The organism is Desulfosporomusa polytropa (genome assembly GCF_055380075.1).
On sequence record NZ_AP042400.1, the window covers coordinates 3603547 to 3617437 of the forward strand.

The following is a 13891-nucleotide window of genomic DNA, read 5'->3' on the forward strand; positions in this document are numbered from 1 at the left end:
AAAATCCATAGCCGAACAACCGCGATTTCCTTCTTCCTGGGCAATCAAAAATTTTGCGCGTAGATAGTTTTGTGGCTCACCTTGCAACCTTCTGCTAATAGGTGAGCCTTTTTGCGCGCAAAACTTCCGATTGAACCCTTAACGAACCGTCCCTGTGTTTCCTTCTGATACAGGTATGAAAGAATTTGACAGCGGAAATATAACAATTAATGGTTCCCGCTGACAGACCCTTTTCTTTTTTTAGATAGAGGATATATTGTTGGATATCGCTATCTGTAATGTCTTCCATGCATTTATGCTGATTTTGCATGTAATTGACGAATGCAAAGATTCTTCGCAAATAGGATTCCCGCGAAGACTCCGGAGTCCCTTTAAGTTCAAAGTATAGTTCAATCTCCTGTTTATATTGTTGCATAGACATACTACCTCCTGATTTTTTGGGTTTTATGAAGCCAATTATGGCATCAGGAGGGGCTCTTGCTGTGTTAAAAAACGTATGTATTTCAATCTTAGGACATGGTATAATCATAAAGTGAAAAGTACGCTTTCCTTTCTGGTTTGTTTGGTTTGGCGATTAAACAATACCATAAAAGGGCGTACTTTTCACTTTTTTTATGATTTTTTTATTATGGATGACTACCAAGGCCATCGCGTAAGCGATTTCGTTCTTCTTTTGTATCCTTTATTCATTTCCATACACTATTCTATATTTATCTTCCATAACAATCATTTTCCGCCGTTACCAATGATACGGTTCTCCGTATCAGGTCAAACGGCGAATTTTCATTCTTCCTTCATTAGAAGCACCGGAACCGTCCCCACTGTTTCTTCTGCTTCAAAAGATAGCAAATCTTTAGCCTTAGCTACTGTTTTCTCTCCAACACCGTTGATACTCTTCAGGTCGTTTACCTCTAATTTCCCTTTCTCAACTCTAAGCTTAATTATTTCCTTAGCAATGGTTTTACTTACATTTAACAGACACTGTATCTCGTCCAAACTTAACTTATGAACATTCGGTTTTCCTTTTGGCATATTAGGCTTAGCGTTTAAATAATCAAGAAGATCGGCTACAAGCAGATATGTATGAAAAACCGTCTTTACTGCCTCAATTTTTTTTAACTCTGTATGAACACCCTTATTGCTAAGTTTATAAAGACGTTGCAAATAGCTTCCGATATAATCGACATGGGCTTTAGCAGCATCTTTATTTGTCTCGCTTTCAATAGCCTGATCCATAAAAGCCCAAATTCTATTTATGTAGTTTTGCTGATTGACCGAACGCCCTTTAAACGTCTCATCTCTTGCTGGGTAAAGCTGATCAGCTATTCCTTCTAAAAACCTCCGGCATGTACTCAATGCTTGAGACCATTCTTCTGGATTATTAGTCGATACCGATTTAAACGCGATCATCAGTTTTTCTGCAAGTTCCGGATTAAGATCAAGCAACTTATCTTCTATTGCATGTTTCAATATATCAAAACCAGTCTGCGGTACATCAGAAAAAGCTATACTATTATACAAGCTGGTCGCTTTACTATGAGCAACCTTTCTAACATAATTCAGATGGTTAATTAGGCTATTTAGATAATAGGTACCATCATTGCCAGACTTCTTTCTGATTAGGTCGGTATATGTTGCTTCTACAAAACCTATATTTACATATCCACCGCCATGTTTTGATAATTTTATATTTAACTCCTCTGTTGAATAATGCTCTTTCGAAAGCGATATTTTTTTTAATTCTTCAAGTGTATCGTTTACTTCTTTATCTGTAGTCTTTGTCTTTTTTTCGGTTTGTGCTACGAGTGCATTGAGAAATTTTTGCAGAGGATATGTATACTTGGTATCCCCTAGTTGAATTTTACACCAAATATCGATTTTATCATTTCCAAGAATTTTTGCCGCTCGAGATAACTTTTGAACGCCCGACAAAACACTTCCTTTGGGAGCCTCTAATTCCTGGATAGCTTCTTTTAAAATTAGCATCGCTTCTTGGGTTACCTTCGACAAATCCCTCACTCCTCAACTAATACTTTATTAATATTGGTTTCATGTGCACGAATCCTCGGATGTCAGGCGGATGTGGTTATTGACAGCTAGTTGTCGATATCCCCGTCCCCCTGACAACACTACCCCCAGGGAGAAGCAATATGAGAAATATGACCGTCAAGGTTAAGAAGCATTCACTTGTATCGCCTGATGACATTGCCCTAGCGCCCCCCGGACTCTCCTACTCCCCTAAGTTAGTTTCTATAATTCGATTCCTTATATCATCTATTTTTTCACTATCTATCCCACTATAGATTTTATATTGAACCTGCGCAGATATTTCCACAGGTAGCAAGTCATCGTCTGTTCTAATATTACGTTCTTTCCATTTCATTTCAACGTTGTCTCCAATTAGTGCAGAATAGTCCTTTTTCATCTGCCTAAAGATGGTTATGAAATATTTTCGAGCAATTATATTTTCATCGCGAAGCGAAATCACTAGTTTACCATCGCAATAATGATGATAGCCGACTTCAACTGGGTTAAAGACCATTACCACCTCTCCCTTTTTTAGTATTTGTTCTCTTATTTCACGTTCAGCAGTTATTAAAGATTCAGGTATATGTAATGCCCAGTTTCGATTTATGTTCATATTATTTAGCATTTTACTTATTTCAACATCTAAAGGCAACAGTCCAAGACCTAACTCAGCGTTCTTTTTTTCAGCTTCGCATCGAAACTTTTTATACGAAGCGGCTTTATCTGCATGGTCTCCCATTAAATTACTAAGAAAGTTACTTATATGCTCAAGCTTATCTCTGTGCTCACCGTATACTGCAGCAGTAACCTTACTTCCAGGAATATTCAACTCCTTTTCTAGAATTATATTATTTAGTTGCTTTAAATAAACGTTGTGGCGATCGATTTGACTATACGCTGACCTTAAGAGATACCAAAGATATATAACAAAATCATCCTTTGTGCTAAATTTAAACCTTTGCAAAATTCAGTTCACCTCTTCTTTCAATCTGTAATAATACCCTTGCCTTCCTATTGAAAAAACAATTATTCAGGCCACGTTATTGAGTTAATAACGCACTACCGCAGTCTGCCCCACCAGCGACCACTGTTCATCTCGTGTTCCATAGCTCATTGGATTTAATCATTTATAATCCTATAATCAAAAAAGTCCATACTTGATATAGAAAGATATATCATTTTTTCTTTTTTTTCGGGTTTGCCATTTATAAAAAACATAATTTTTTTATCCTTAATCTCAACTAATTTCTTTAATTCTTTCCTCCATTTATCCTTTCGATAATGTTCATCTATTATTTTACTGCTTATATAAATAGCAGTTTTTATTTTTTCCTTACTAAAGCTATTTTCAAAAAAAATTATAAAATCATCATTATTTTTTTTCGGTACATATATGTTTCCAATTCCATAATACACTCTAGAATATTCTTCAACAGTTGCAATATCTTTATCTTTAATATTTATAAACATCTTTTCATAACTGATATTAAAGCCTTTTATATTAATAAAATGTCCATATAAAGTATTTTCTGAAGAATATTTTTCAAATTTAGATATCAAAGGTTTAATCGAATAATATGTTACATTTCTACGGCCATTATCTTTATATTCATTCTTTATTCTCGCTTTTTCTTCCTTTGGATTAAGTTTATTGATATGGTTTTTTGTATTTACTATTATTCCATCTCTTTTAGGCCTACTAGAAGAGAATATATCAATTTTATCATCAATATATTTTATATATGTCTTATTTTCTTTTTTTCCACGGGCCTCTTTTTTTTCGCTAAATTCTTTTATAACCCCACAATCTTTACTGTGAACGCCAAAGCATTTAAAGTGAGGTCTGACTTTCATATCAGCTCTCACTTTATCAATATTTACACAAGTTATTTGGGCATCACAATCAGGATCTATGCATTGAAAAGCTCTCTTATCACTAATAATTTCTTCCCAAAATAATTCATATGCCTTTTCTGCATCAATAACATCATTATATTCCAAACTATAAGCTTCTTCTAAATTACTCATATAAACACCATACTTTTCTTTATTCAGACTCTCGGGGACAGTTCCGGCGATTCAGTCCTACCGTACTATTTACAATTGAGAAATTCCCTAAAAAACGCAGAAACCCTGCCAAATTAACAAAAATTTACAGGATTTCTGCGTTTTTCGCCATTACCAATGATACGGTTCCCCTCTACTAATTTTAAACGCCCGATACACCTGTTCCACCAGGAGCAGCCGTATCATCTGATGGGTAAATGTCATCTTCGAAAATGATAATCTTTCCTTGGCTGCCGCTACGACCTCAGATGACAACCCAAAGGCTCCGCCGATGACAAAAGTAATATCACTTTGCCCGCTTAGGGCCAAACTGTCGAATTTGGCTGCCAATTGTTCTGAGGACATAGGTTGTCCGGCCACATCTAGTACAATTAGGTAACTTCCTGGACGAACAGCTTTTAAAAGGCGCTCACCTTCACGGGTGAGCGCTTGTGTTTTTTCAGCTGGTGAGGAATTATCCGGCATCCGTTCTTCGGCAAGCTCGTTGATATCTAGTTTGCAGTAGGGTGGAAGCCGCTTCAAGAATTCCTGGATACCAGCAGTTAGATATTTTTCTTTGATTTTGCCAATGGCAGCAATGGTTATCTTCATAGCATTATTGTTCCGGCATTTCTTCGAGGAGGACACTGATGGTTTGGTTCTCGTTATTTCTTCGTATGACTACTTCCACCTTGCTGCCTACCTGTTGACTGTCTAGCACGGCTCTGAGCTCAGCGACACTGTTGGTTTCGGCACCAGCAACTTTGAGAATGACATCGCCTTCACGGATGCCGGCTCGATAGGCTGGACCTGCTTGAGATGCTTTGGCAACATATACGCCCTTGTCCAGTTTAAGCTCATAACCATATTTAGCGGCAGAAGCCTGATCTAACGCTCCTACCCCCAGATAGGCTCTGACTACTCGGCCTTTGTCAATTAGTGATTGCAAAATGGGGCGAGCACTGTTGATCGGGATGGCGAAACCAATGCCTTCCACGCCAGAAAGGGCAATTTTGGCACTGTTGATGCCAATGACTACCCCATCCGCATTGACGAGGGCTCCCCCTGAGTTACCAGGGTTAATGGCAGCATCGGTTTGGATGAGTTTGAAGCGGCGCTCGCCGATATCAAGTGAACGGTTGAGTGCGCTGATTACACCAGCGGTTACGCTGCCTTTGAATTCAAGGCCGAGTGGATTGCCGATAGCAATAGCTGGTTCTCCTACCATAAGGGCATCCGAATCGCCCAGCATGGCTACTGGCAGATCCTGAGCCTCCACTTTAACAACAGCCAAATCAGTGGCTTGATCAACACCGATAACCTTACCATCCAAGGTACGGCCATCAGCCAACGACACTGATATTTCCTGAGCATTTTGTACTACATGGTAGTTTGTAGCTATATAGCCCTGGGCATCAAAGATAACGCCTGAGCCTGTTCCCTGTTCCACTAATACTTTGCGGTTGCTAAAAAAGTCGCGGGCAAGCCCTTTGCTGGTAATGCCGACAACAGCCGGACCAACTGCTTGCGCTGCCCGGACAATAGGCGTATTGCGTGATTCTGATATCTGTGCCTGAGCCGTAGGCGGTTGCAGCGCTTTAAAGGACGAGTCCGGGTTCGGTTTCTTGGCTTTATCGGCAACATTGCCTGCGCAGCCAACTACCAGAACAGCGCCAATAATCATACTAATTAACGATACTGCAATATAGGGAGTCAATTTTTTGAACCATTTCATGTTATCGCCTCCTATTGGTGTTCACGAATTCCTGATATTTGTTCAGGATAGGTAAGTTGCAATGTAATATCTTGGTTCATTTTGCAGCCCTCTTGGGTCAAAATATCCGCTACAGTTTCTTCTGCCAGTTCAGGACGATTATTTTCCCGACTGAGATGCGCCAAAAAAACATGAGTATGGTCTTTGCGGTTAAGCCGTGCCAGTGTCCAACCAGCATCGGTATTCGCCAAATGGCCGCGGTTGCTCATAATCCGTTTTTTCAGATGCCAGGGGTAACTGCCGCTTTGTAGCATATCGACATCATGATTTGCCTCTAAAACTAATACATCCGACAAAGCCAACGCTTCTTTGACTGTAGGTGTAACAAACCCAAGGTCGGTAGCAATACCGACTTTAGTGCTGCCAGCCTGCAGACGAAATCCGACAGGATCGGCTGCATCATGAGAGATGGCAAAGGGTTCGATTTTTATTTTGCCAATATCCAAACTATCCGAAAGATCCCGGCAGCAATCATCAGGCAGTACCTCCCGGCAATACATAGACTGCCAGGTATCAGGTCGGGCATAGGCCGGTAGATGATATTTTTTAAGCATTGTCGCCAACCCATTGACATGATCGCGATGTTCGTGGGTGATGAGCACGCCGTCAAGTTCTTCAATTTTGGTTCCAAGTTTATCAAGTGACTGTTTGATGCGGCGAGTACTGATACCAGCATCCACTAATATTTTGGTGTTTTCCATTTCAATAAAGGTAGCATTACCGCTGCTGCCGCTGGCTAAAACATGAATTTGCATAATTACCTCTTTTACCTATATCCTTAGTAAAACTAGCAATATATTCGACTTAACAGGCAGAAACTCCTTTTTCAGCAAGTACTTTTAGAATTAAGTTATAGGCATTCAGGCGGCAATTTAGCGATAACCGCTTCCCGGAGTTCAACAGGCAGAGCCATCAGCAGAATTGCCGTGATTTCTTTTAGCCGCTTGGTTGTTTTGGCCTCAAACCGCAAAGTAAACAAGGGTTCTGTCACCGAAGCGCGAATCATGCCCCAGCCATCGGCAAACTCTATGCGCACACCATCAATCCGGTTAGGTGTATAAGCAGTAAGTCTGCTGGCAATCTGATCCAGCACCACATCCTTGTCAGCCCCCAGATAGGTAACCCGGATATCTGTCGTGAGCAGGTAGTTAGGGATAGCGTCTACTTGCGCAGCTAGGCTGCCATGTTCGGCCACCAATTCACATATTTTAAGTCCGGAAAACATACCATCATCATACCCCAGCTCGCGAAAAAAGAAGTGTCCGCTAATTTCGCCGGCAAATAGGGCCTGTTCCTGGATAAAAGCAGTCTTACTAAAGGTGTGTCCGGCACGGGCCATGATGGGCCGTCCGCCCGCCTTGGTGACCTCTTCCGGCACAACCATGGAACACTTGGCGTCATAGATAATAGCACCTGGTTCACTTGCAAGATATTGCCTGGCGATTAGCACCATAATATCATCATTATCAAGTGGGCGGCCATTTTCATCAACAACTCCCACTCTATCGCCATCCCCATCAAACCCTATCCCTACCGCCGCTCCATGCAGGCGCACCGCTTCACCAAGTGCTGCCAGATTCTCCGGCAGCGCCGGGTTGGGGGGGCGGTGCGGAAACCGCCCGTCTGGTATACAATTGAGCTCAACTACCTCATATCCCAGCCTGCGAAACAGCTTAGGCGCAATGGTAGCTGTTGCGCCATTACCAGCATCAATAACCACCTTCAATTTGCCAACCCGGGCTTTGCTGGCCGTATATTCTAGGTATTTCTCGATTACAGGGAGCCGCATTACTCCGCCGTCGCCATGTGTCTGAGCGTTTATTTCCACCAACCGGCCAATATCAGCTATCTCTTCTTCGCTGACCGGCTTAGGGCCAAGCACTAATTTAAAACCATTATATTGGGCTGGATTATGCGAAGCCGTTACCATGACACCGCTACTAGCCCCAGTGGTTTGTAGTGCATAGTAAAATACCGGAGTTGCCACAGTGCCGATATCAACCACCTGACAACCAGACTCTGCCAAACCATCTATCATAATTTTTTGCAACATCGGCGTAGATAAGCGAACATCGCCGCCCACCACCACTTTTTGTCCGGCAAGCGTAACACCCACAGCTAACGCAATCCGCCTAGCCATACCGTCAGTCAAGTCCTTGCCCGCCACGCCACGGATATCACACGCTTTAAATATGCTCATACTTGTCCCCCTTAACTGGGTATAGTTAAAAAACTTGGCATAAGGCCAAGTTTTTTTGTTGTTATTCACTATTGTATCACGACAATACTTGCACTTCAACCGTGCACATTTCCCATCTCCAGCATATGTACGGCGCAGGTAAAGCACGGGTCAAATGACCGAATCACTCGCCCAGCTTCAATAAGGTTGGTGACATCTGCCACCGGCGTGCCGATAAGCGCCTGTTCAACCGGGCCACGAATACCCTGATTGTCGCGGGGTGAAAAGTTCCAGGTGGTCGGCGTTACAATCTGGTAATGAGTCACTTTATTATGACGGTATTCCATCCAGTGCCCCAATGCGCCCCGCATAGCATCAGTCAAGCCAATGCCTGTTCCAGTGTCAGGTGGCGTAAACTGCTGACAACTGGGCGTATTGGGAACAATCTCATTAAGCCAGCCTTGGGCAAGACGGCATATTTTGAGTGTCTCCTTAGCTCTAGCTACTAAACGATCCATAACCGATACGCCCCGCAGGTAATCACCATTTATAAAACCTCTGGCTAGCGGCCCGCCCTCAACCGGCAACGCTTGATAACGCGGTGCCTTTATCCAGGAATACGCGTCAGACTTGTCGCGATTTGGGATGGTGCGACCATCTGGCAAGACCCGACGCTCTTGTTCGTCTTTATACCAGCTATAGCGGATTTCCTCAGCAATATGACTGACATCAAGCGGCTCGACCTGCCCCTGATTTACTATTAATCCAGGCTTTAACGCTCGCTCACCAGTTACCGGCGCAGGGAACATACCGTAGGACATAAAACTACCATAACCTGCGCCAATGCTATAGTAATCTTTATAATAGTCGGCAATAACCATAACATCATTTATAAAAATAGTCTCTACCCATTCTGTTAGTTCCTGCAATATGCTGCTGTAGGCCATTAACCGTTCTACCGAGGCCTGCTCGGTAACCCCGGTGGGCATAATGGTTTGCTGCATCGGTGCCTTAGCACCAAATACAGCCATGGCTTCATGGGCACGCAAAGCCTGTAATGCTGCTTCTTTGGCATGTTGCAAAATTTCATCATTTACCTTCGACGGCAGACGGAAGTCGGCTTGCGGTCTAGGTATATATGGCGACATATCAGGGCCTTTTACATAATCATATAACACCAAAACATAAAAATGACGCAAATGATTCTGGATAATGTCGGCCGCAAATATAAGATTGATTAACTGCTGACCAGTAGGCGTGGGAATAACGCCAAAGGCTTGCTGCTGCGCCATGCTGGCGACAACCGCGTGAGCACTTGAGCAAATTCCACAAATACGTTGGGTAAATAGCGCTGCATCCCGTGGGTCACGGCCTGTCAGCATAGTTTCAAGCCCCCGGAATAAGTGCGCCCCCAGCCAAGCATCCACGATTTTGCCATCTTTTACCTCAACATCAACCCGTAGCGGCTCATGAACACGTGTTACTGGGAAAATTGTCTGCACAGCCATGGCGGATTACCTCCTGTGTTTTTGCCCTGGACGAAAGAAGTCAACCACTTTCTGCCTGAGTGTTCGGGGAAGCTTGCGTTTAACCTGGCTTCGTTCCAGGCTTTTGCTTTCACTAATAAGCGCGTTTTGTTGGCGGATTAGATCATCAAGCTCTTGTTTAAGCTGCTCTATATTTTCCGGCGGATCAGGTTCATGGGGTTTGGTGCCGTCAAGCCAGTGTTTACCCACTCGTTTGGCGACAACACCGGTAATAAGGTGGGCACCGACAGCAGCTACTCCCAGACCAGCTGCTACCGCGCCAAATTTCTTGACATTAAGCGCTCCCAAGGGTGTTTGCACACTAGGTAGATGATTATAAAAAGGCATGGAGCTATCAGGAAAGCCTGGATTGACACAACCTATACAGGGTGCTCCCGCTCTAACTGGCCAATTGACATAGTGATTCCATTGCCGTTTCGGACAGTCTGCATGGGTAATCGGCCCTTTGCAGCCCACTCTGTACAAACACCCGCTTTCGCCAGGGAAAGAAGCAAAAATCCCATCTTCAAACTGCTGGCGTCGCTGGCACAAGTCGTGGATAGTCTGCCCAAAGAACAGTTTGGGTCGATTGTAGCTGTCCAGTTCAGGCAAACCGTACATTATAAGATGACTGAAGGTTCCGGTCATCCAGTCTGGGTTGGCAGGACAACCCGGAATATTGATAACCGGCTGCTTTATTACTTCCCACACTCCTTTAGCCCCTCCCGGATTAGGATAAGCCGCCGCGGGCCCGCCAAAACAGGCACAGGTTCCGACAGCAATTATATGCTTAGCCTTAGGCGCTATTTCCTGCAAAGCTGCCATGCCTGTCACCATCTGATTATCACGCATAAAAACATGATTATATCGGCCGTTATCGCCTGTCATAACCGAGCCTTCGATTATCAACCAGAACTTACCTGCTTCTTTTTCCACCGTATCCAGCAATGTTTGTACCACGGCTTGTCCCTGTTCCACATTATGTAACCAGCTATAACGCATATCCACCATATCAGTAAGCACTTGGTGGAAAGTTGGGTTAACCGCATTATCCAGGGAAATAGAATTGCCAGTGCAAGATCCGAGTTCCAGCCAAATTACAGGCGGCTTGGTTAGCTTACCTTCAGCAAATGCCTGGCGCATAATGGGTATTACCTGATCAGTTAAACTAACACTCAACACGGTAGCAGTACATAGTTTGAGAAATTCTCGCCTGGTAAGCATTGAATCCCCCCCTTTGCAGGCAATAAATAGTACTGTTAATTTTCCCAATTTTGGTTTATCTATGTAGAAAAGCGGTTCAACTTTGCTGTACATCTAAATAACGCACTAACACACCACCTGGCATGCAATCAAAAGAGATATGCGTGTGAGGCATATCTCTTAATTGGCGATTTTACTATATTGCTTCATATTGTCGCTGGCCCATAGATTGAGCATAATTTCATAGGTAGCATAATCCATGCTAAGCGATTTTTCAATGGCTTTATTGATTTTTTCACCAGCTTTAAGATAGACCAACACTTGACTGAGTTTAGCCTCACCATGAACCTCGGCAATATAACGAACTGCTGCCAGCGATTGGCGATAGGCAAGCGCCTGGTTGGATAACCCGTCGAAATCACCATCAAGTTCATCCATCGAATATAGCTTTCCTGTTAAACGATTCTCTGCAGTTACCCATTCATAGCCGTTGGCCTTATATTCAACATATTGGGCCAACCCTTCAGTAAACCAGCGAGAATAGTTGCCTCTAGCCAAATGGTCTAGAACCAGGTGGGTATATTCATGCGCCAGCGGCCCGGTAGTAATGAACTCTTCGACCGACTGGCTATTCTTCATCCACGCTTTCGGGGACAAAATTTGGATAACCCCGCCCCAATAAAAGCCCATGGCGTTTGAATCTCCGGCCCAGCCATAAGCTGCTTTCATTGCCTTACGGTCAGGATAAATCAAAATAAGCGCTTTCCCTTTAGGAGCATACGTAAGCGTTACCGTCACCGGCTCATAAGCCGCTTCCGCCGCCGCTGCTACCATGTCTACCATGTCAGCATCACTTTCCCTATATCGAATAACAAAATGCGGCGTTTCCTTGGTCAGCATGTCTTTGGTCTGATAATCAATTTTTAGAGCAACGGTCTGCCGTACCAGAGGGTACAGCCACAGTTGCGGACGAATCGGCACCAAACTGACAAACAAACCGGCCAAAACCAGGCCAACTACTGCTGGTACGCCGCCAGGAATCATTTGCATAAAAGTACGCATGATTTGCTGCCCTCCTTTCAAGTAAGTAAAGGACATTATATCATGCGTTCAAGTTTACTTCTATAGGTTTTTTATGTAAATTAAACTCCCTGCTTGCTACTAGGTAGAACACTACCCGCAATGACTATGCCTGCACTCGTTCCGAGGCGCGTGGCCCCGGCAGCGATAAGTTCCTTGGCCTGTTCTAGGGTACGAATACCACCTGAGGCCTTAATCCCAATCTTATCACCAGCAACCTGTTTGAGCAGGCGAATATCTTCTACTGTGGCACCGCCCGGCGTAAAGCCTGTTGAGGTTTTAACAAACTGGGCACCTGCTTCCATCACTGCCTGACAAGCGCGGCGTTTCTCGTCATCAGTTAACAAACCGGTCTCAATAATAACCTTAACTGCAGCACCATCAGCAACTTCGACCACCTGCTTAATGTCATCAGTTACCGCTTCCCATAACCCAGCTTTAGCTGCACCTATATTTATGACCATATCCAATTCATTAGCCTTGCGCAGTACTGCCTCTTTAGCTTCGGCTACCTTACTAGCGGTAAAGGTAGCTCCCAGCGGGAATCCAATAACAGTAGCTGTTTTCACACCAGTACCAGACAGACGATGAGCCGCCAAATCAACATAAATGGGGTTTACGCACACAGCCGCAAACTTATACTGCTCGGCTTCCTCACATAATTTGATAATGTCTTCAATCGTAGCTTCCGGTTTTAGTAAAGTATGCTCAATATAGCTTGCCAAATTCATATTCGCAACCTACCTTTATAAGATTAGACTTGGCTTGTGTCAAGTCCTTTAGGACGCCGACAGAAGCCTTAGTCGTTCAATCCAGGGAAAGTTACACTTTCCATCTGGAAAGTGAAATAGCGAAAAGACTGCCTAAAACTGGCAATCTTTTCGTAACTCTGTTCATGTTGGACGGCTAACTTACTGCCGAAGCTGTCTCCTGACACTTGGGGCATACACCATAAAAATAAAACTGTTGTCCCTGAATAGTATAATTAGTCGTAGCTGAAACTTGGTCAATAAATTCCGAAGAATCTACTCCAAATAGGTCATCCACCCGCCCGCAACTCATGCAACGGACATGTGGGTGATTGGTGGTATTGGCATCATAGCGAAAACTATCTTCACCAACATTAAGTACCTGTACCAGTTCTAAGGTTTTTAAAATCTCAATCGTTTTATACACGGTTGCCAAACTCATTGTCGGATAAACTGGCTGAAGCTCGTTATAGATCATTTCTGCACTGGGATGAGCTTTGGTCGCAACTAAAGCACTATAAATCGCCAAGCGCTGGGGCGTAACTTTGAACCCCTTATCCCGTAACAATGATGTAACACAAATATCCACGAAATTCCCCTACCCTTACTACAAATTGCCTCCGGAAAATAGTTATTGCATAATTCTTTCTTTATTTTACCTCTTAATAAGAATAGCTGTCAAGGAATTTCTATGTAAAGATTTTTCATGCAATAAAAAGGGTAGATTTCTGCATAAAAATACAAAAATCTACCCTTTTCCCGGTTTTCACTCTGGATTTTGTAAAGCTACTGCCCTTGACTAAACTTAGATTGAACTTGGGCAATATCCTGTGGATTGGCATTTTTAACATTGTAATAGCCTTTTTGCTGCATTAAGTCAAAAAGTTGCTTTTCCTCATTATGGACATCCCCAAGAATGGTCAAATAGTCACGGCGAAGAGTATCACTAGTGGACTCTAGAGCAAATGTATTCACTGCAGCTGCTGTAAGTTTGGTTTCATTAAGAGCAATCTGCAACAGCTCACGTTCAGAAAGACTAACCCCTTGACCGCTCATACCGCTTTGCGTGGTTTGTTGTTGACCCATTTGTGCCATAATATCACCTCAATTATTGTAAATTTTGGCCTGCGTTTAAATGTTTACTCATGGTTTGCAAATGCTGCTGGCTCTTTTGGGAAAGTTGTTGAAAAAGCTGCTTAGACTGAGCATCTTGTACGCTGCTGGCAAAATAGCCCATTGTCTTAGTACAATTTTGTTCCATACTCAAAAAGTCTTCGAGATGCATTAGCTCTTTGGATGATAGCAC

At 43.3% G+C, this 13891-nt stretch carries 15 protein-coding genes; all 15 read right to left on the minus strand.

The features are described 5' to 3' along the window. Positions 1 to 94: 94 nt before the first annotated feature. The 15 genes from ACZ449_RS18575 to ACZ449_RS18645 all read right to left on the minus strand — a co-directional run bounded on the left by ACZ449_RS18575 (position 95) and on the right by ACZ449_RS18645 (position 13891). On the minus strand, positions 95 to 415 hold the full coding sequence (locus ACZ449_RS18575) for a phage integrase N-terminal SAM-like domain-containing protein (RefSeq protein WP_464257547.1): 321 nt from the start codon (positions 413 to 415) through the stop codon (positions 95 to 97). Between the two features lie 368 nt (positions 416 to 783). After that, a complete protein-coding gene (locus tag ACZ449_RS18580; protein WP_464257548.1) occupies positions 784 to 2010 on the minus strand; it encodes a helix-hairpin-helix domain-containing protein in 1227 nt (408 codons plus the stop codon). A 220-nt stretch (positions 2011 to 2230) separates the two neighbouring features. Beyond that, on the minus strand, positions 2231 to 2992 hold the full coding sequence (locus ACZ449_RS18585) for a hypothetical protein (RefSeq protein WP_464257549.1): 762 nt from the start codon (positions 2990 to 2992) through the stop codon (positions 2231 to 2233). Between the two features lie 155 nt (positions 2993 to 3147). After that, complete coding sequence (locus ACZ449_RS18590) at positions 3148 to 4056, minus strand: hypothetical protein (protein WP_464257550.1); 909 nt, start codon at positions 4054 to 4056, stop codon at positions 3148 to 3150. Between the two features lie 150 nt (positions 4057 to 4206). After that, positions 4207 to 4686, minus strand: coding sequence for a 23S rRNA (pseudouridine(1915)-N(3))-methyltransferase RlmH (gene rlmH / locus ACZ449_RS18595; protein WP_464257551.1), 480 nt, complete (start codon positions 4684 to 4686; stop codon positions 4207 to 4209). A 4-nt stretch (positions 4687 to 4690) separates the two neighbouring features. After that, positions 4691 to 5809: a S1C family serine protease gene (locus tag ACZ449_RS18600; RefSeq protein ID WP_464257552.1), complete on the minus strand. Its 1119-nt coding sequence runs from the start codon at positions 5807 to 5809 to the stop codon at positions 4691 to 4693. A gap of 11 nt (positions 5810 to 5820) precedes the next feature. Beyond that, complete coding sequence (locus ACZ449_RS18605) at positions 5821 to 6603, minus strand: MBL fold metallo-hydrolase (protein ID WP_464257553.1); 783 nt, start codon at positions 6601 to 6603, stop codon at positions 5821 to 5823. Positions 6604 to 6698: 95 nt separating this feature from the next. Continuing rightward, the gene (locus tag ACZ449_RS18610) at positions 6699 to 8048 is read right to left on the minus strand and encodes a phosphomannomutase/phosphoglucomutase (protein WP_464257554.1); all 1350 of its coding nucleotides are present in this window, start codon (positions 8046 to 8048) and stop codon (positions 6699 to 6701) included. A gap of 95 nt (positions 8049 to 8143) precedes the next feature. After that, entirely contained in the window at positions 8144 to 9535 is a 1392-nt protein-coding gene (locus ACZ449_RS18615) for a nickel-dependent hydrogenase large subunit (protein WP_464257555.1), read from the minus strand. A gap of 6 nt (positions 9536 to 9541) precedes the next feature. After that, the gene (locus ACZ449_RS18620) at positions 9542 to 10777 is read right to left on the minus strand and encodes a hydrogenase small subunit (RefSeq protein WP_464257556.1); all 1236 of its coding nucleotides are present in this window, start codon (positions 10775 to 10777) and stop codon (positions 9542 to 9544) included. A 159-nt stretch (positions 10778 to 10936) separates the two neighbouring features. Then, the gene (locus ACZ449_RS18625; protein WP_464257557.1) at positions 10937 to 11818 is read right to left on the minus strand and encodes a peptidase MA family metallohydrolase; all 882 of its coding nucleotides are present in this window, start codon (positions 11816 to 11818) and stop codon (positions 10937 to 10939) included. 80 nt (positions 11819 to 11898) lie between these two features. Then, complete coding sequence (gene deoC, locus ACZ449_RS18630; RefSeq protein WP_464257558.1) at positions 11899 to 12567, minus strand: deoxyribose-phosphate aldolase; 669 nt, start codon at positions 12565 to 12567, stop codon at positions 11899 to 11901. Positions 12568 to 12742: 175 nt separating this feature from the next. Then, positions 12743 to 13174, minus strand: coding sequence for a transcriptional regulator PerR (perR, locus tag ACZ449_RS18635; protein WP_464257559.1), 432 nt, complete (start codon positions 13172 to 13174; stop codon positions 12743 to 12745). Between the two features lie 197 nt (positions 13175 to 13371). Further along, positions 13372 to 13680, minus strand: a complete 309-nt coding sequence (locus ACZ449_RS18640; protein WP_464257560.1) for a spore coat protein — start codon at positions 13678 to 13680, stop codon at positions 13372 to 13374. Between the two features lie 13 nt (positions 13681 to 13693). Next, positions 13694 to 13891, minus strand: a complete 198-nt coding sequence (locus tag ACZ449_RS18645) for a ferritin-like domain-containing protein (protein ID WP_464257561.1) — start codon at positions 13889 to 13891, stop codon at positions 13694 to 13696.

Excerpts from the sequence above, each read along its gene's own strand:
- ACZ449_RS18640 (WP_464257560.1), bottom strand. The coding sequence starts at position 13,680 with ATGGCACAAATGGGTCAACAACAAACCACGCAAAGCGGTATGAGCGGT.
- deoC (WP_464257558.1), bottom strand. The coding sequence starts at position 12,567 with ATGAATTTGGCAAGCTATATTGAGCATACTTTACTAAAACCGGAAGCT.
- ACZ449_RS18600 (WP_464257552.1), bottom strand. The coding sequence starts at position 5,809 with ATGAAATGGTTCAAAAAATTGACTCCCTATATTGCAGTATCGTTAATT.
- ACZ449_RS18590 (WP_464257550.1), bottom strand. The coding sequence starts at position 4,056 with ATGAGTAATTTAGAAGAAGCTTATAGTTTGGAATATAATGATGTTATT.
- ACZ449_RS18610 (WP_464257554.1), bottom strand. The coding sequence starts at position 8,048 with ATGAGCATATTTAAAGCGTGTGATATCCGTGGCGTGGCGGGCAAGGAC.
- ACZ449_RS18575 (WP_464257547.1), bottom strand. The coding sequence starts at position 415 with ATGCAACAATATAAACAGGAGATTGAACTATACTTTGAACTTAAAGGG.
- rlmH (WP_464257551.1), bottom strand. The coding sequence starts at position 4,686 with ATGAAGATAACCATTGCTGCCATTGGCAAAATCAAAGAAAAATATCTA.
- ACZ449_RS18620 (WP_464257556.1), bottom strand. The coding sequence starts at position 10,777 with ATGCTTACCAGGCGAGAATTTCTCAAACTATGTACTGCTACCGTGTTG.
- ACZ449_RS18625 (WP_464257557.1), bottom strand. The coding sequence starts at position 11,818 with ATGCGTACTTTTATGCAAATGATTCCTGGCGGCGTACCAGCAGTAGTT.
- ACZ449_RS18605 (WP_464257553.1), bottom strand. The coding sequence starts at position 6,603 with ATGCAAATTCATGTTTTAGCCAGCGGCAGCAGCGGTAATGCTACCTTT.
- ACZ449_RS18615 (WP_464257555.1), bottom strand. The coding sequence starts at position 9,535 with ATGGCTGTGCAGACAATTTTCCCAGTAACACGTGTTCATGAGCCGCTA.